Origin of the sequence: Elizabethkingia miricola (assembly GCF_001675285.1) — a bacterium.
Classification (GTDB): domain Bacteria; phylum Bacteroidota; class Bacteroidia; order Flavobacteriales; family Weeksellaceae; genus Elizabethkingia; species Elizabethkingia miricola.
Window position 1 is genome coordinate 516,309 of sequence record NZ_LSGQ01000030.1, and the last position, 18,207, is coordinate 534,515.

An 18,207-nucleotide genomic window follows, 5' to 3' on the forward strand; every position below is an offset into this window, starting at 1 on the left:
CCACTATTCGCAGTCTTAAAAATTGAATAGTAATTCAGAAAAAAACTAATACCAAAAGCTATGCTAAAAAAAACATTATTAACAGTATTACTGGGAAGTTCACTTCTTGGCTTTTCCCAGCAGAAGTATCAGCCAACACAAGCCAACTTAAAAGCGAGAACCGAATTTCAGGATGAAAAATTCGGAATGTTTATTCATTTTGGATTATACAGTGAATTGGGAAGAGGAGAATGGGTCATGAATAATGATAAAATTCCGGTTAATGATTACGCTAAACTTAAAGACTTTTTCAATCCTATCGGTTTCAATGCTAAAGAATATGTTTCAATGGCTAAGAATGCCGGGATAAAGTACATTACTTTGGTTACACGCCACCATGACGGATTTAGTATGTGGAATACAAAGTATTCGGATTTTAATATTATGAATACCCCTTTCAAAAGGGATTTGGTAAAAGAATTGGCCGATGAATGCCATAAGCAAGGAGTGAAAATAGCATTCTATTATTCGCTTCTGGACTGGACAAGAACAGATTATTCATACTGGACTGGAAGAACAGGAAAAGGAACCGGGCGTACTGAAAAAGGAAACTGGAATGATTATATTCAGTTTATGAAAAATCAGCTGACAGAGCTTTTAACCAACTACGGAGAAGTTTCAGGAATTTGGTTTGACGGTTACTGGGATCAGATGGAAGAAGAAAAAGCTGGCAGAAGTGAGAAAACATATCTGGACTGGAAAATGCCTGAGATTTATGAGCTTATACATAAGATTCAGCCACAATGTCTTGTTGGAAATAACCACCATATTACACCATTGGAAGGTGAAGATTTTCAAATGTTCGAAAGAGATATTCCGGGACAAAACGAGCATGGGTTAAGTTTCCAGAAACCTTCCCAGCTTCCCTTGGAAACCTGCGCAACACTTAATGATTCATGGGGATTCGATTTGAAGGATAACAAAAACAAGACATTCAAAGAGTTCCTGAATCTGTTAGTAAATGCTGCAGGAAGTAATGCCAATTTACTTATGAATATAGGGCCTATGCCTAATGGTAAAGTTCCACAGCCATTTATCAATTCTTTTAAAGAAATGGGTGAATGGATAAGAGTTTATGGAGAGAGTATTTATGGAACAAGAGGAGGCTATCTTCCACTTCAAAAATGGGGTGCTGTTACTCAGAAACCCGGAAAAATATACGTTCATATACTTAAAAATAATGAAGGTAAAGCAATTACTCTCGAAAAATTTCCATTTAAAAAGATTAATTCCGCATATTTGCTGAAAGATAAAAAAACTGTAAAGTATACTTTAAAGAATAATACTTTAACGTTTGACAGCCATGCAGTGGATGATCAGAATCCCGATGCTGTGATTGTTTTTGAAGGAAAATAAACATACATTAAATATGAAACTATTAGAAGGAAAAGTAGCCCTTATTACAGGAGCAACCCGTGGAATCGGGAGAGGTATAGCAGAAGTTTTTGCTCAGCAGGGAGCAAAAGTTGCTTTTACCTATGCAGGATCTGTAGATAAAGCGAAAGAATTAGAAGCAGCACTAAGTTCTGTTACCCAGATAAAAGGATATCAGTCGGATGCTTCTGATTATGATGCAGCACAGAAGTTGGTAGATGATGTAATGGCGGAATTCGGACAGATAGATATCCTGATTAATAACGCAGGAATTACAAGAGATAACCTTATGCTTCGTATGTCTAAAGAAGATTGGGATACAATTATCAAAGTAAACTTAGATTCAGTATTTAACCTTACAAAGGCTGTTATTAAGCCAATGATGAAGGCTAAAAGCGGATCTATTATCAATATGTCTTCTGTAGTAGGTGTTAAAGGAAATGCAGGACAGGCTAACTATGCGGCTTCTAAGGCAGGAGTTATTGGTTTCTCTAAATCTATTGCATTAGAACTTGGTTCCAGAAATATCCGTTGTAACGTAGTTGCACCAGGATTCATTGAAACTGAAATGACAGCCGTTCTGGATGAGAAAACAGTACAAGGTTGGAGAGACGGAATTCCACTAAAAAGAGGTGGGCAGCCGGAAGATGTAGCCAATGCATGCGTATTCTTAGGAAGTGATATGTCTTCCTATATTACAGGCCAGGTTATGAACGTAGATGGCGGAATGTTAACTTAGTATATAAAGGCTTTGAAAAAAGCCTTTTTTTATTTGATATATGAAAATAACCATCAGCGGAAAAACGTATAATAATCCTGTTTTTGTCTTTGCAATGGAGAAAGAGGCAGGAAATGAATTTAAGGATTTACAACGGGTATTTACCGGAATAGGTAAAGTAAATGCTGGTTATTTTTTAATGAAATACCTGTCAGTAAATAAACCTGGTATTATTATCAACTTAGGAACAGCAGGAAGTACAGCTTTCAGAAGAGGAGATGTGGTTTGCTGTACGCAATTTGTTCAAAGAGATATGGATGTATCGCCTTTGGGCATAGAGAAGTTTAAAACACCTTTTTCAGACGATGATGTGGTTCTGGATTACGGAATGGACGTAGATGATCTGCCGAAAGGGATATGCGGTACCGGAGACAGCTTTGAGACAGAATATAATACCGATTTGTATAATGTGCTGGATATGGAGGCCTATGCTCTGGCTTTAATAGCTAGAAGAGAACAAATTCCTTTTCTTTGCCTGAAATATATTTCCGATGGAGCTAATGATGATGCCGTTGAAGACTGGACACAGGAAATTAATAAAGCTTCAAAAATTCTTCGTGAAGTTATAGCAACCAGATTTTAAATATGATTGATTTTCCGGTAACACTACATTTTTTTGGTAAAGATATACTCTTGCATCCAGTATTAGAATCATTAGGGATTTTTCTGGGGATGCGTTATTATTTCTTTCTGAAGAGAAAATCTCCGGAAAAACTTCCTCTTACAATCTCCCTGGCTATTATTGCCGGAGCAACAGCTGGTGCCCTTTTAGGTTCAAAAATTATTGGAAATCTGGAAAATCCATATACATTATTTTCAACAGGTTTTTCATTTAAAAGATTTTGGTCCAATAATACGATTGTTGGAGGTTTAGCATTTGGGTTAATAGGAGTAGAACTTGCTAAAAAAATAGTCGGACATAAAGAAAGCACAGGAGATCTGATTACATTTCCTTTGATGCTGGCAATAATTATTGGCAGAATCGGTTGTTTTTTTACCGGAATTTATGAAGAAACCTATGGATTGCCTACAGATTCAATCTTCGGAATGCACTTGGGAGATCAGTATCTGCGTCATCCTGTGGCATTGTATGAGATTGCTTTTCTCGTATTGCTTTGGGGGACTCTAAAAGTTATTCAGAAGAAACATTTTCCTTCAGGATTTATTTTTCAGATATTTATGTTGTCTTATTTTACGTTTCGTTTTTTTCTTGACTTTCTAAAGCCGAGAATCGAAATTGTAGGAAATTTGGGGGCTATTCAACTCACTTGTTTGTTAGTGATTATTTATTACATTTATAAAATTAATATCACTTTGAAATCTAAATATTTAGCACCAATAATTTAATATGAACCATTCTTTAACCATTTTAGAAGTAGGCGGCTTGGGCGGAATAGTTGTCATGATCATTAGTATGATTGTAGTGGTAGCTTTCGTTTTTGGATTAGTTGTAGCTGCTATTATAAAACTGATCTATGAATCAGGTGGAGATAAAAAATACTCGAAGAGTAACTTCTGGCTTACTGTATTAATCGTGATGCTGATTTGCGGTTTAATTAGTGGAGTTATTTGTGGGGGGATGTAAAAATAACGGAATATGCCAGTTAGAAATTATACTTATTATGATTATACGACAAGTCTTTGCCCGGACTGTTTGAAAAGAGTCGGAGCGAAAATAATCATTGAAAATGATGAAGTTTTTATGACTAAAAGATGTCCGGATCATGGCTTTTTTAAAACTAAGATTGCTACGGATGTCCATTATTATAAAAACATCAGAAACTATAATAAAGCATCAGAAATGCCACTGCATTTTGGTACAGATGTAGCATATGGATGCCCGTACGATTGTGGGTTGTGTGTAGATCACGAACAACACAGTTGTCTTTCCATTGTGGAAGTTACGGATCGCTGTAATCTTACCTGTCCCACCTGCTATGCGATGTCTTCTCCACATTATGGCAGCCATCGGTCACTAGAGGAAATAGAAGCAATGTTCGATATAATTGTAAAGAATGAAGGTGAACCGGATGTTGTTCAGATTAGCGGGGGAGAGCCGACAATTCATCCCGAATTTTTCAAAATAATGGATATTGCAAAGTCTAAACCTATAAAACACCTTATGCTGAATACAAATGGTGTAAGGATTGCCAATGATCCCGGGTTTGCTGAAAAATTGGCTACGTATGCACCTGAATTTGAAGTTTATTTACAGTTTGATTCGTTTAAGCCGGAAGTATTACAAGATTTTCGTGGAAAAGATCTTACAGATGTCCGCATGAAGGCCTTGGAAAAGCTAAATGAGCTGAATTTGTCTACGACATTGGTTGTGGTATTACAGCAAGGAAAAAATGTAGATGAAATAGGTAAGATTATTGATTTTGCACTTAAACAGAAATGTGTACGTGGAATTACTTTTCAGCCAGTAGAAATTGCAGGTAGAAACAGGGATGATTCTGCACATGAGAAAATAACACTGACAGAAGTTCGTCAGGAAATACTTAATCAGTTTCCGGTACTAAATTCCGATGATATAATTCCTGTGCCTTGTAATCCCGATGCCCTGGCAATGGGATATATTTTGAAACTTCAGGGAGAAATAATCCCTTTAACCCGTTATATTAACCCTGCCGATTTATTGAATAATGAATCTAAAAATACGATTGTGTATGAACAGGATGAAGGGCTGAAAATGCAGCTGATTGATATTTTCAGTACAGGAATATCAGTAGATAAGGTGCAGCCTAAAGTGAATCAGTTATTATGTTGTTTACCTGAAGTGTGTGCTCCGGAAATGGAATATGAAAATCTTTTCCGCATCATTATAATGAACTTCATGGATGCTCATGATTTTGATGTACGTGCAGTGAAAAAATCCTGTGTTCACATTGTAAACAAAGATTTGAAGCTAATACCTTTTGAAACAATGAACCTCTTTTATAGAGATCAGAAACAAGAATATTTAGAAGAACTTAGGAAAGATACAAGAGTATTATTCTAATAAAAAGCCACCTATCAGGTGGCTTTTTATTTATGTTTAGAATGTTAAAACATTCTGTAAATCTTTTAGATATTCGTAGGCAGTGAGGTCAAATTTAACTGGAACAACAGAGATGTAACCATCAGAAAGAGCTGTTTCATCAGCATCTTCAGATTTGTCCATATTATTGAAATAACCAGATAGCCAGTAATATTTTTTACCGTGTGGGTTTACTCTTTCATCAAAATTTTCTTCCCATTTTGCATTCGCCTGTTTGCAAACTTTTATTCCTTTTATTTCTTCAGCAGGTAGTTTCGGGATGTTTACATTCAACACAATTCCTTTTGGGATAGGATTTTCTAAAACTTTTTTTACAATACTTTGTATAAAAGTTTTTGCCTGAGAAAAATCAGCATCCCAGCTGAAATCTAATAAAGAAAAGCCAATGGCCTGCAAACCTTCAACTCCCGCTTCAACAGCTGCGGACATTGTCCCGGAGTAGATTACATTGATAGAAGAGTTTGCCCCGTGATTAATTCCCGATACAACAAGATCAGGTTTTCGGGTAAGTATTTTATCCAGTGCAAATTTCACACAATCTACAGGAGTTCCGCTTAATGAATAATCTTTTTGCGGTCCCTCCATGCTAATTTCTTCATAGGTTAATGTAGAATTGATTGTAATAGCATGTCCTTTTCCGCTTTGTGGAGAATCCGGAGCAACTACAACAACATCTCCGATTTCATTCATAAAGCTTACAAGATTACGAATTCCCGGAGCAGTTATTCCGTCATCATTAGTAACCAGAATCAATGGTTTTTTCATTTATTTCAAATTATTGTAACAAAATTAAAGAAAATAAGACCTATTTTTATAAATAAGATATTAAATTTGATCTTCGAAATTTCGTAAAAGATGTTTAAAAAATTCTTTGGTTTTAATAAACTACTGCTGTTGTCCTCATTAGGGACACTTATTTTTTGTTTTAATTCCCCGCAAAATGACGATGAAAAGATGCAGACCATTATGGTCAGTGTAAGCAATACACTGTCGTATCTTAGTTATAATGCGAAACCAATCAACGATGCTTACTCTCAGGATGTTTATAAAGAATATTTTGAAAAGTTAGATCCAAGCAAAAAATACTTTTTGCAGTCTGATATGGATGAGTTTGCAAAATATAAAACAAAGTTGGATGATTACCTTAAAGCAGGGGATATCACTTTCTTTAAACTTACTAATGACAGATACCTTCAGAGGCTTGCAGATATAGAAAAGATGTCACAGGATATCTTTGCAAAACCTATTAACCTGGATGAGGATGAAGATATTATCATGGAGCCGAAGCTTAAAAAGAATCCGACAAACCAGAAAGAAATGTATGCAGAATGGAAGAAGTTTATTAAATATAATATTCTTCAGGAGATGCAGACTCTAAATGAGAAAGAGGAATCGCAAAAAAAGAAAAAGGATTCGGCAATTGCTAAAAAGCAAAAAGATACCATAAAGTATGAGCCACTGACTCTGGAACAAAAGAAAGTAAAAGCAACTGGTGAAATCAAAGATCTTGTTTCCAGTATGTTTAACAGAATCAAAAAAAGAAAGAAAATGGACTGGTTCTCTGCTTCTTATATGAATTCTTATACGGAAGTATTTGATCCGCATACTAACTATTTCTCACCAAAAGATAAAGAAGACTTTGATGCTAACTTTAGTGGTAAGATCATTGGAATTGGAGCGCAGATTTCGGAAAAGAAAGGGCGATTATTTATTGGACCATTGGTAATCGGAGCTCCTGCATGGAAATCTAAACAGGTAAGCGAAGGGGATGAAGTCCTGAAAGTAAAATCTGATCCTAAGAAAGAAGCTGTAAATGTAGTGGGAATGCTTGTAGATGAAGCTGTGCGTTTAATTCGCGGAGCTAAGGGGTCTGAAGTAACACTAACGCTTAGAAAGAAAGATGGTTCTGTAAAAGAAGTTAAGCTAATCCGTGAAGAAGTAGAAATGGAAGATACCTTTGCTAAAAGTATCGTTGTAAACTCTCCGAACGGTAAGAAATACGGGTTTATATACCTGCCAAGTTTCAACGCTGATTTTAACGACTCTAAAGGAAGAAATGCTTCTACAGACGTTAAGAATGAGATTACAAAGCTAAAAGCTCAGAATGTAGAGGGTATTATTCTGGATCTTAGAAACAACGGCGGTGGATCTTTAACCGAGGTTGTGGATATTATGGGTCTATTCATGAATAGCGGACCAGTAGTACAGGTAAGAAGCCAGGACGGGAAAATTCAGGTTCTGAAAAATAAAAACAATGCGCCTGTATGGACAGGGCCATTAGTACTGATGCAAAATGAACTTTCTGCTTCGGCTTCCGAAATTTTAACCGGTGCAATCCAGGATTATGGAAGAGGAGTAATCTTAGGGGCTCCACATTCATTTGGAAAAGGAACTGTACAGACATTTGTTTCTCTTAACAGATTCCTGAATACTAATGATGATTATGGAGATCTTAAACTGACTATCCAGAAGTTTTACCGAATCAGCGGAAATTCTACTCAGCTGGAAGGCGTAAAATCTGATGTTGTAATGGATGATTACTTTACTTACGATGAAATCGGAGAAAAGTATGATGAGCATGCATTACCATGGGATCAGATAAAATCTTCAGACTATAAGCCTCTGAATACAATTGATATGGCTGGTATCGTGAAGAGAAGTACAGAAAGAATTAAGGCAAATAAACCATATCAGCTATTAGTAGAATCAGCAAAATGGCGCCAGGCACTTGGTAAAGAAGAAACAGTTACGCTTAATCAGACTAAATTCTTTGAATTAATGAAAAAGAGAAAAGAAGAATTGAAGAAGTTTGAATCTTTGACTAAGTACGATAATGGACTGCAGTTTACTCAGTATCAGAGTGAAGTAGAGCGTATGAAAAAAGATGAGGCTTTCTCTGTAAAAAGTAAAAACTGGATTAAAAATCTTAAACGAGATTTATATCTTCAGGAGGCGATGAATGTCATATCTGAAATCAAATAATAAAATCAAAGGCTGTCCGTTTAAAAGACAGCCTTTCTTATAAAAACACAAATAAAAACAAATGGAGTTAACATTAAAAGAAATCTTAGAGTACCACATTTTTGCATTAGGACAATATTCATTAACCGTGTATCAGCTGATCTCATCAGCTGTCATTGTTTTAGTAGGTTTAGGAATTGTACGTGTATTTAAATCACTTATTTATAAATCCGAAAAAATTGATGTCGGTAAAAAATTCGCTTTTGCCCAGATTTTAAAATATATTATTATTGTTTTTACTGCTATCCTTGCATTCAGAACATTAGGTGTAGATGTTTCTCCGCTTTTACTTGGAGGTAGCGTTATACTGGTGGGTATTGGTCTTGGTTTACAAAACCTGTTTCTGGACTTTATTTCTGGTGTTATTATCCTTTTGGATAGAAGTATAAAAGTTGATGATGTTGTAGAGATAGAAAATATTGTAGGAAAAGTTCAGCAGATTAATATCCGTACATCCACTATCCTTACGAGAGATAATAAAAGTATGATTATTCCGAACTCTATTCTGACAAAGAATAAGATTGTAAATATGTCTTATGATGATGATGTTGCCAATTTTGGGATCGTTATAGGTGTAGGATATGATTCCGATGTTAATCTGGTGATGAAACTAATGTTGGATGCAGCTAAAGAACATCCTGAAGTTTTTCAGGACAGACCGGCAGTAGCCCGTTTGTCTAACTTTGGTGATTCCTCATTGGACTTTAGTTTGTTTTTTAATTCAAGATATTTGTTCAAAGCTGAAGCTATTAAGAGTGATTTAAGACTTTCAATTCTTAATAAGTTCAAAGAGAATAACATAGATATTCCTTTTCCAATCCGAACACTATATACTCCAGATCTTCTGAAGCAGGGATATAATCAGTAAGATTTCAGGTGTAAAAAACGCAATAGCTGGTATTTATCATTCCAATTTCAATTTAGATTTAATTAAAATAAGGTATATTTGTATTTTTAAATACTAGCCTTGAAGAATTTAGACTCTAATAAGCTTTGCTGCTTTCCGATGGACCGGACAGGAATTATTGTCGATTATGACAATAACAATATGGAAATGCCCGGTAAAATTATTGAAATGGGACTTTTGCCTAATACACCTTTCAGGATATTATATCAGGCCCCATTTGGTGGTCCTTTGTATGTAGAATATGGAGAAGAGCGCTCTAAAGTAGCATTGCGGGAAGAAGAAGCTAGATATATTATTGTGGAAGAATTAGCAGATGGAAAATAAAAAAAAATCCACCAAGATTTTATTGGTTGGAAATCCAAATGTAGGAAAGTCTACTATTTTTAATCAGTTATGTAATCGTAACCAGAAAACAGGGAACTATTCAGGGGTAACAGTCTCCAGCTTGAAAGGAGATTATATTTATAAAGAAAACAAGGTTGAAGTAATTGACCTTCCCGGGACCTATAGTGTCTATCCTACCTCTGAAGATGAAGTAATCTGTGTAGAATACCTGATAAAGGAAAGGAACAATTATGATGGCATACTGTATATTGCCGATGCTCTGAATTTCAAACGGAGTTTATTGTTATTCGAACAAATCAGAGACTTGGGTATACCGGTTATAATGGTCGCAAACCAGATTGATGAAGCTGAAAAAAGAGGCTATTCTTTGGACGTGCAGAAATTATCTGAAGAAATCGGAGTAACTGTAAACCTTACCAATGCTAAGAAGAATAGTGGGATAGAAGCCGTAAAAGAAAGTATACATCTCAATAAGTTTACTGTTGCAGAAGAACCGCTTTTCCAAATTCCGGCAGAGCACAAGAGTAAAGTTGAGGAAATAGCACAAAAAACAGGCGATATGAACCTTTATAAAGCCTGGTTTCAGCTTTCTTCTACCAGAAAGTATATAAGCGGACAGCATCATGTTTTTCAGAATGATACCAACACAGAAGTAAAAGGAGTTGTTCCAAAGCGTTTACAAACGCAGGAAACATTGCGTCGTTACGATAATATTGATCAGATTATTGAAAGGGTAAGATCCAAAAGAACAATGCTGAAGGACTTGCTTACCGAGAAATTAGACCGCTTAATGGTGCACAAATTTTGGGGATATGTTCTTTTCCTGGTTGTTCTTTTGATTATTTTTCAGAGTGTATTCTTTCTGGCAGAATATCCAAAAGGATGGATTGAGGATTTATTTACATGGTTTTCCACGCTTGCCGCAACTTATTTGCCAGAGGGCCCTCTAAACAGTCTGATTGCAGAAGGAGTTCTGCCTGGTATTGGTGGTATTGTTGTTTTTGCACCGCAAATTGGAATATTGATGTACTTCCTGTACATTATGGAAGATAGTGGTTATATGGCCAGAGTCATCTTCCTAATGGATAGATTACTGCGTCCGTTTGGACTGAATGGTAAAAGTATTATTCCGCTTGTCTCAGGTACTGCCTGTGCAATTCCGGCAATTATGTCTGCCAGAAATATTGAAAATACTAAAGAAAGACTTATTACGATCCTTGTAACGCCTTTTATGACATGTTCTGCAAGGCTTCCGATTTATAGTATTATTATAACACTGGTAATTCCGGATGAATATATTTTAGGGATCGGTTACAGAGCTTTAGCATTGCTGGCAATGTATATGCTGGGATTTGTTACCGCACTGGTATTCTCTTTCTTTCTGAAAAAGGGGATTAAAAATACAAACAAAAGCTTTCTGATTCTGGATTTGCCAACTTACAAAATGCCTTTATGGGGATATAACTTTAAAATGGCTTTGCTGAAAGCTTGGGGATTCATTACTGGAGCTGGAAAAGTAATTTTTGCCGTTAGTATTATTATATGGTTCCTTAGTTATTTCGGACCGCACGATAAATTTGATATAACATCACATAAGTCTAATGTAGAGCTGAACGATTCTTATTTAGCACTTATGGGAAAGAGTATAGAGCCTGCTATCAGTCCTCTTGGCTATGACTGGAAAATGGGTGTAGGGATTCTTACTTCATTTGCTGCCAGAGAAGTTTTCGTAGGAACAATGTCTACATTATATTCTCTTGGGGATGGAGCAGAAGACGGAAGATTGATTGATAAAATGAAAGCTGATAAGAAAGCAGACGGTACTCCATTATTTACATTGGCTACCGGAGTATCTATTCTTGTTTTCTATGCATTTGCTATGCAGTGTATCAGTACTATTGCTATTGTTTATAAAGAGACAGGAAGCAAAAAATGGACATTTATTCAGCTGATAGGAATGTCTGGTCTGGCGTATTTTGCATCGTTATTTGTATTTCAGATACTAAAATAATTAAAATGAATACACTTGTTATTCAGTATATCGTAATCGGAGCACTTCTGCTTTTTGCCTGTTTTAGGGTTTGGAAAATTTTTTCAAAAAACTTTAGTAAGAAAAAAAGCGGTGGTTGCGACAAAAACTGCGGATGTTCATAAATCATGTCTGTAGTTGAATAATTTTTTCTTATTTATTCCGTATTTTTGCATAAAATTTAGCAAACAAATTTATGTCATTAATTAAGAGTATTTCTGGAATTAGAGGGACAATAGGAGGTAAAACAGGAGACAATTTAACTCCTCTGGATATCGTGAAATTCGCATCTGCATTCGGAGCATGGCTTCAGCAGAAGAACAACAAAAAGGACATTACTTTAGTTGTTGGGCGAGACGCAAGGATATCCGGTAAGATTGTTTCTAATCTTGCATCTTCTACACTACAGTCCTTAGGGATTAATGTAATAGATTTAGGCCTTAGTACAACTCCTACAGTTGAAGTTATGGTACCGGAGCTTAATGCAGACGGTGGAATTATCTTTACAGCAAGCCATAATCCTAAAGAATGGAATGCTCTGAAGCTTTTGAATGAAAAAGGAGAGTTCATCAATGCTCAGGATGGAGCAGATGTTCTGGACATTGCAGAGAAAGAAGCTTTTGAATATATAGACGTAGATCACCTAGGAAATTACTCAGAAAACAATGAAGGAATACAAATCCACATAGACAAAGTGTTGGAGCTTCCTGAAGTTATTCCGGGTATTGTAAAAGAAAAAAGATATAAGATAGTAGTAGATGCAGTAAACTCTACAGGAGGAATTGCAATTCCAAAGCTATTAGAAAGAATGGGATGTGATGTAGTAAAACTATATTGTGAACCAAACGGACAATTCCCCCACAACCCTGAACCATTAAAAGAACATCTTTCAGAAATCTGTGAGCTTGTTGTAAAAGAAAAAGCTGACCTGGGAATCGTTGTAGACCCTGATGTTGACAGATTGGCACTTGTAGATGAGAATGGCGAGCTTTTTGGTGAAGAATATACATTGGTTGCGGTTGCAGATTACATCCTTAGAAACAAAAAAGGAGTAGCAATTTCTAACCTTTCATCGAGCAGAGCATTGAGAGATGTTGCAAAATCACTGGATTCAGAATACTTTGCATCTGCAGTAGGAGAAGTGAATGTAGTGAATCTGATGAAAGAAAAAGAAGCTGTAATCGGAGGAGAAGGTAACGGTGGAATTATATTCCCTGAATTGCATTATGGTAGAGACTCTTTAGTTGGTGTAGCATTATTCTTAACTCACTTAGCACAACAGGATAAATCAGTTGCTGAACTTAGAGCAACATATCCGGATTACTATATGGGAAAAAAGAAAATTGAATTAACTCCGGAAATCGATGTAGACAAACTTCTTGAGAAAGTAAAAAAAGAATTCAAAAAAGAAGATATATCTACTGTAGATGGTGTTAAAATAGACTTTCCAACGAATTGGGTTCACCTTCGTAAGTCAAACACAGAACCTATTATCAGAATCTATACTGAAGCATCTTCTCAGGAAGAAGCAGACAGGTTGGCTGATGATATGATTGCTAAAATAAAAAGCTTAATTTAGTTGGTGATTTTGGAAATTTTTCCGAAATTCATGATATAATCAAAAATACATTTGGAAGAATTTTTTGAAAATGAAGCTGTAAAACGCTTCGAGGATATGCTAGAGAATAATGAAGAGGTGTTTTTCGATACTGAAGAATACGAGGACATTATTTCTTATTATCTGGAAATCGGCGACTATCAGTATGCCGAAACAGCTATTAAGTATGCACAGAAACTTTATCCGGATTCAGTTAATATAAAAGTTCGCAGATTGGAATTTCTTCTTGAAAAAGAAGATAATGCAAATGCGAAAATTCTAATGAAGGAATTAGCCGGTATAGCAGACGATAATCTTGATTTTATGATCTGTTGTGCCAAATATTATTCCAACATGGGGAATCCGAGAAAGGCGATTGATCTGTGTGAAAAAGCTCTGGAAAAAGAAGAAGATGAAGATTTCATTCACAACTTCATTGCGGACGAATATAAGAATCTTGATGATCCTTTCTCTGCATTAAAACATTATAAGCTCGCACTAAATTTCGAGCCAAATGATGAATATGCTCTGGAAAGCATCATGCTTTGTTATACCGAAATGAATCGGAATGAAGAAGCCCTGACTTTTATTAATGATTATCTGGACAATTATCCATTCTCTGAAACTGCATGGTACGAGTATGGAATTTTCCATTTCAATAAAAAGAACTATCAGGAAGCGATTAAAGGATTTGATTACCTGTTGGCGATCAATCCTAACTCTATGGCCGTTTATACCAACAAAGCAGCTTGTTATGAAGCTCTAAATGAATGGGAGAAGGCTATAGAAACATATATCGATTCACAGGAATACGAGTTTACCAAATCTTATTCTTTTTATAAGATAGGACAATGTTACCAGAAAATGGAGCAGTTGATCCCTGCACTGAATGCTTTACAAAAAAGCTTACACGAGGATCCTCAGTTTCATCCGGCAATGATTGCCATTTCGGATATTTATGAAGAACTAGGTAATCTGAATGAAGCTGCACATTTTGCACTGGAAGCATCCAGACTTAGTGAGAATAATCTGGATATACAAAAGAAGCTTGCATTTTTGTATATCAGCTTAGGAAAACTGGAAGAAGCTCTTATTTGCTTGAAAAAAATGGCCGAAACAGAACCCGGAAGATTTTATAACTGGTATGCCTATACAGAAGTATTAATGTTGGTGGGTGACTATGATAAGGCTGAAGAAAAGCTCTTAACAGCGCTGAAAAGGCACCAGAGAGCAGAGCTGTACTATCAGCTAAGTAACTGCTATTTTAATCTGAAAAGAGACACAGAAGCCAGAGCCGCTTTAGATCAAGCGTTACGTTTGGATCCGACTTTAATGAAAGATATGCAGATGAAATATCCTTATATAGATGCTGAAATAGAAAAAGAACGCTCTAAAACAAAATAAGGATTTGAAATTCTGAAAATGATAAATAAAAAAGCAACTGGTTACAGTTGCTTTTTTATTATCGATAATATTGATTTGCGAAAGTTATAAACTCCGTCAGCCTGTAGATGTTGTTAAAGCCTAAATAAGCAAATAAAATAATCAAAACGACCCAAAGTGCCGAAATAGTTTTTGGGTTCTCTTTTTGGCTGTAAAAAAGCCACCCCAATAACATCGGAACTACAAATATAAAATGACCTCCGTAAATATAAGATGTATGAAGTCCAAACTTTAATACACAGTGTATAATAACATCACACAAAAGCGATAATCCAAGTACCTGAACCAATTTATTCTTATAATTAGCAATAAATGCCCATATAATAAGCAGGGTAATAATGGCTATAAAAAGATATGAGACCCATGAAGAGTAAACATCCATAAATAAACCTTTATACTGAAATCCTGCTTTGCTCTCATAATCTCTGACAATAAAGCTTGGAAAAAGCATGCTTCCTCCCCAGAACCATGAAGTCATCATATCCCATAAAGGTGTTACTTTAGGCTTTGAAAACCTTTCATATTGAGAAGATGTCTGATCAATAATTAACTGAATCTTGAAATCTAATCTCCATAAATATAAGAAGATAAATATACCAGCAGAAATAATAGCTTTTAAGATTGCCCATCCAATATTTTTCCATTTTCTGAATAGATTCTTTTCGAAAAGAACAGGAATGTAAACCTTTACAATATTTGTAATAGTAAGTCCGCCAATCAGAATACCAAAACCAGTTAACGGAAGAAGCCCGATTTTCTTTTCTTGGGAAAGCTTTAAAGCAGCGAAATAATTAAAGAATACCAAAAAAAAGAATGAAAAGGTATATGTTTCCGGAGTAAAAGATAATAGTATAGGTGTGGTAAATAAACTGAAAAACAGTAATAAAAATAAATTTACCAAAAGTGGGAGCTTAATAATATTCCGGAAGTATTTATAGAACTGCAGCATTGTAAATGAAATTGCTGTAGCACTAAATAATGAAAGAACAATACGAAATGTAGCATCAGTTTTTCCACCGGAAAACCATAATGCCGCCTCACGGATAAAATCGAAAAAATAATTAGAAAAAGGATGGCGCTCCCAACCGCCGCCTGTTGTTACAATTGAATAATTGTCAAAACTGAAATAAGCATCCCATGGGACACGGTCATCATAGACTAGACGGAACTGATCCGCTATAAACCATCCAAATGCACTGTAAATACTCATAAAAAACAGTAAAACAAACAATTCTGTTGAGCTTACCGGAAATATGGTCTTAAAAAAGTTGATAAATTTTGCCTTCACGCGGCAAAAATAATGCTTAATGCTGATTTATAAAGAAAAATTAATCATCATAGCGATAATATTTTTTTCTCTGTCCAGGAGCGTAATCTTTAGCCGATCCTCCATACATTTTCTTAGCTTGTCCTGGAGGCAGTTTTCTATACTCTCGACCATTATAATAATAAGAGTCATTATAACGATTGGGGTTTCTTCTGTATGCATAACCATCATAATAAGTATCACATGATACTAGGAACGTTATTGTGAATGCACCGGCAAGTATATATTTTATAGTTTTCATTTTTACTAAGGGTTAACAATTATTGTGGTATTGTTACGTTGTTTTTTTCTTTGCCCAGGAGCATAATCTTTTGCAGAACCGCCATATATTTTTTTAGCCTGCCCGGGAGGCATTCCGTTATTCCCATTATTATATCGGACATCACATGATCCCAATAGTAGAGTTACAAGTACAAATGCTGTTAAATATTTTATAGTTTTCATTTTTCTGATTTTATATATGATAATCTATTTCAAAACAAATGCCATCGTTGATTATCAGGTTTTTAGGTTGTAAATGTTCTAATTGTACATTAGACCTTAATGGTAGTAATAACGGGATATACATAGTAAAAATTGTATTTCTCTGTAACAAAAAAATACTTGTGTATACTAATTGTATAAACAATACTACAATGAAAAAACTGACTCTCCTTTTTGTATTAACATTCGGAGTAATGGTTATGGCTCAGGAAACGGCTAACCGTTTTATTTATGAAATGACATATAAGCCGAAAAAGGATTCCACTAAGCTAGAGAAAGAATTAATGGTTTTAGATATTTCTAAATCGAAATCCATATATCAGGACTATACTAATGTATCACAGGATTCCATCATGAAAGATGCTGTGGAAAAAATGAAAAGAGCAGGAGCTTTCAATCCGGATTTTAGTAAAAATATGAAAAAAGCAAAAATTTCATATAGAGTAAATAAATCTTACCCATCTATGAAAATTCAATATGTGGAAGTATTAATGTCAATGGGTAAGTTAACACCAATCGCATACTCTGAAGATCTAAAGTTTAACTGGAAAGTTCTTCCGGATAAAACAAAAATAGGTGAATATAATGCTCAAAAAGCAACAACAGAATTTGGAGGAAGAAAATGGACAGCATGGTTCAGTACAGATTTACCTTTTCAGGATGGGCCATACAAATTTTACGGATTACCAGGTCTTATTGTAAAAATTGAAGATGATGTCAAAGACTACTCGTGGGTACTTCAGGCAAATAAAAAGGTTTCTGATTACAATGAGAAAACGTACATGGAGCAGACATTTATGCCTAATGCAACTGTAGCCGAGTTATCAAGAGAAAAATTTGATAAAACTTTCAATGAATACAAAAAAGATCCTTTTGGATCTATGCGACAGTATCTTACGCCAGAAGTGATGAAGCAAAAAATGCCTGGATCCGAAAAAACAGTTGGAGAGATGATGAAGGAAGGAGAAAGGGACATGAACAGATTGTATAATTCTGTTGACAATCCAATTGAGGTAAAATCAACAGTACAAATGGGTAAAGGAACCCAGGAAGTAGTAAAATAATATTCAATTTCATATCAATCTAAATGGATACGCTTCACTAAAAATTTTTAGTGAAGCGTATTTTTTAAAAAGAGATCGATACCTCAGAATAAAATAAAAATGATGACCATTTGGTCATCATTTTTATTTTCTGGATTATTTAATCTCAACGCATCCGACTCTTCCGCCTGCATTTCCGGTAGGCTGAGTATGGAAGTCATCAGCAGCTGCATGGATGATTAGTCCGTGATTCAGGATATTCTTCGTGTTATCAGTACAGCCAATACACCATTTACTTGTTTTAAAAGTCAATTTTGCATTACCCTTATCATCAGCATTAAGGTTGCCTATATCTCCCATATGGAAATGCTCTGCACCCCATTTGCCATGGTCACTTCCTGCGGGATTCCAGTGCCCTCCGGTAGATGTTCCGTCCGGAGCTGAGCAATCTGGCTTGTCATGAATATGAATAGCATGTACCCCAGGTGTTAATCCCTTTGCATCCACATTCATTACAACATTTTTTCCCATCTGTTTAAAGGTTACTGTCCCTCCTGTTGCTGTTCCGCTTTTAGGGGTAATAGCATAACTCACTTCCTTAGTTGCACATGAAACTGTAAATACAGCTCCCAGAATACCTAAGGATAATATTTTTAAATTTTTCATAAGCTCAGAATTTGAGGTTTTATTATATGTTAAAGGTACAAAACTTTCAAGAATTACCGTTTAGTATCAAAAACCAACCTTTCAGTAATCTTTTTTTAAAAGATTCGAAATTCTG

Annotated in this window: 18 protein-coding genes; 13 read left to right on the forward strand and 5 right to left on the reverse strand. The window is 35.3% G+C overall.

The window, feature by feature from the left end; all coding sequences use genetic code 11:
• Positions 1–60 precede the first annotated feature (60 nt).
• From ATE49_RS16855 to ATE49_RS16880, 6 genes are read left to right on the forward strand one after another with little or no spacing between them, the layout of a single operon-like run.
• Positions 61–1,395 carry an alpha-L-fucosidase gene (locus tag ATE49_RS16855; RefSeq protein WP_065083037.1) on the forward strand — a complete coding sequence of 445 codons (1,335 nt, stop codon included), beginning with the start codon at positions 61–63 and terminating at the stop codon, positions 1,393–1,395.
• 13 nt (positions 1,396–1,408) lie between these two features.
• The gene (gene fabG, locus ATE49_RS16860; protein WP_024563849.1) at positions 1,409–2,152 is read left to right on the forward strand and encodes a 3-oxoacyl-[acyl-carrier-protein] reductase; all 744 of its coding nucleotides are present in this window, start codon (positions 1,409–1,411) and stop codon (positions 2,150–2,152) included.
• A 40-nt stretch (positions 2,153–2,192) separates the two neighbouring features.
• Positions 2,193–2,774: a 5'-methylthioadenosine/S-adenosylhomocysteine nucleosidase family protein gene (locus ATE49_RS16865; protein WP_065083038.1), complete on the forward strand. Its 582-nt coding sequence runs from the start codon at positions 2,193–2,195 to the stop codon at positions 2,772–2,774.
• Positions 2,775–2,776: 2 nt separating this feature from the next.
• The gene (locus ATE49_RS16870) at positions 2,777–3,538 is read left to right on the forward strand and encodes a prolipoprotein diacylglyceryl transferase (RefSeq protein ID WP_065083039.1); all 762 of its coding nucleotides are present in this window, start codon (positions 2,777–2,779) and stop codon (positions 3,536–3,538) included.
• Positions 3,539–3,593: 55 nt separating this feature from the next.
• Positions 3,594–3,776 (forward strand): hypothetical protein, encoded by a 183-nt coding sequence (locus ATE49_RS16875; RefSeq protein WP_236628096.1) that lies wholly within the window; start codon positions 3,594–3,596, stop codon positions 3,774–3,776.
• A 12-nt stretch (positions 3,777–3,788) separates the two neighbouring features.
• Positions 3,789–5,192 carry a radical SAM protein gene (locus ATE49_RS16880; RefSeq protein WP_065083040.1) on the forward strand — a complete coding sequence of 468 codons (1,404 nt, stop codon included), beginning with the start codon at positions 3,789–3,791 and terminating at the stop codon, positions 5,190–5,192.
• 36 nt (positions 5,193–5,228) lie between these two features.
• Here the strand turns inward: ATE49_RS16880 and surE are convergent, their stop codons facing one another.
• Positions 5,229–5,996, reverse strand: a complete 768-nt coding sequence (gene surE, locus ATE49_RS16885) for a 5'/3'-nucleotidase SurE (RefSeq protein WP_065083041.1) — start codon at positions 5,994–5,996, stop codon at positions 5,229–5,231.
• Between the two features lie 90 nt (positions 5,997–6,086).
• On the opposite strand from surE, the gene ATE49_RS16890 reads away from it, so the two are divergent.
• The 6 genes from ATE49_RS16890 to ATE49_RS16915 all read left to right on the forward strand — a co-directional run bounded on the left by ATE49_RS16890 (position 6,087) and on the right by ATE49_RS16915 (position 14,534).
• A complete protein-coding gene (locus ATE49_RS16890) occupies positions 6,087–8,213 on the forward strand; it encodes a carboxy terminal-processing peptidase (RefSeq protein ID WP_065083042.1) in 2,127 nt (708 codons plus the stop codon).
• 61 nt (positions 8,214–8,274) lie between these two features.
• On the forward strand, positions 8,275–9,120 hold the full coding sequence (locus ATE49_RS16895; RefSeq protein WP_065083043.1) for a mechanosensitive ion channel family protein: 846 nt from the start codon (positions 8,275–8,277) through the stop codon (positions 9,118–9,120).
• Positions 9,121–9,258: 138 nt separating this feature from the next.
• A complete protein-coding gene (locus ATE49_RS16900; protein WP_009090100.1) occupies positions 9,259–9,483 on the forward strand; it encodes a FeoA family protein in 225 nt (74 codons plus the stop codon).
• On the forward strand, positions 9,473–11,515 hold the full coding sequence (gene feoB, locus ATE49_RS16905; RefSeq protein WP_065083044.1) for a ferrous iron transport protein B: 2,043 nt from the start codon (positions 9,473–9,475) through the stop codon (positions 11,513–11,515). Before ATE49_RS16900 ends, feoB begins: the two co-directional genes overlap by 11 nt.
• 214 nt (positions 11,516–11,729) lie before the next feature.
• Positions 11,730–13,112 carry a phosphoglucosamine mutase gene (glmM, locus tag ATE49_RS16910; RefSeq protein WP_065083045.1) on the forward strand — a complete coding sequence of 461 codons (1,383 nt, stop codon included), beginning with the start codon at positions 11,730–11,732 and terminating at the stop codon, positions 13,110–13,112.
• 51 nt (positions 13,113–13,163) lie between these two features.
• Positions 13,164–14,534, forward strand: a complete 1,371-nt coding sequence (locus ATE49_RS16915) for a tetratricopeptide repeat protein (RefSeq protein WP_045182673.1) — start codon at positions 13,164–13,166, stop codon at positions 14,532–14,534.
• A gap of 58 nt (positions 14,535–14,592) precedes the next feature.
• Here ATE49_RS16915 and ATE49_RS16920 read toward each other — a convergent pair whose 3' ends face one another.
• The 3 genes from ATE49_RS16920 to ATE49_RS16930 all read right to left on the reverse strand — a co-directional run bounded on the left by ATE49_RS16920 (position 14,593) and on the right by ATE49_RS16930 (position 16,344).
• Entirely contained in the window at positions 14,593–15,783 is a 1,191-nt protein-coding gene (locus ATE49_RS16920; RefSeq protein ID WP_078794251.1) for a DUF6080 domain-containing protein, read from the reverse strand.
• Between the two features lie 118 nt (positions 15,784–15,901).
• Positions 15,902–16,141 carry a hypothetical protein gene (locus tag ATE49_RS16925; protein ID WP_065083047.1) on the reverse strand — a complete coding sequence of 80 codons (240 nt, stop codon included), beginning with the start codon at positions 16,139–16,141 and terminating at the stop codon, positions 15,902–15,904.
• A gap of 5 nt (positions 16,142–16,146) precedes the next feature.
• Positions 16,147–16,344, reverse strand: coding sequence for a quinol oxidase subunit 4 (locus tag ATE49_RS16930; protein ID WP_065083048.1), 198 nt, complete (start codon positions 16,342–16,344; stop codon positions 16,147–16,149).
• A gap of 191 nt (positions 16,345–16,535) precedes the next feature.
• On the opposite strand from ATE49_RS16930, the gene ATE49_RS16935 reads away from it, so the two are divergent.
• Positions 16,536–17,447, forward strand: a complete 912-nt coding sequence (locus ATE49_RS16935; RefSeq protein WP_065083049.1) for a GLPGLI family protein — start codon at positions 16,536–16,538, stop codon at positions 17,445–17,447.
• A gap of 135 nt (positions 17,448–17,582) precedes the next feature.
• Here ATE49_RS16935 and ATE49_RS16940 read toward each other — a convergent pair whose 3' ends face one another.
• Entirely contained in the window at positions 17,583–18,092 is a 510-nt protein-coding gene (locus tag ATE49_RS16940) for a superoxide dismutase family protein (protein ID WP_034870805.1), read from the reverse strand.
• Positions 18,093–18,207 lie beyond the last annotated feature (115 nt).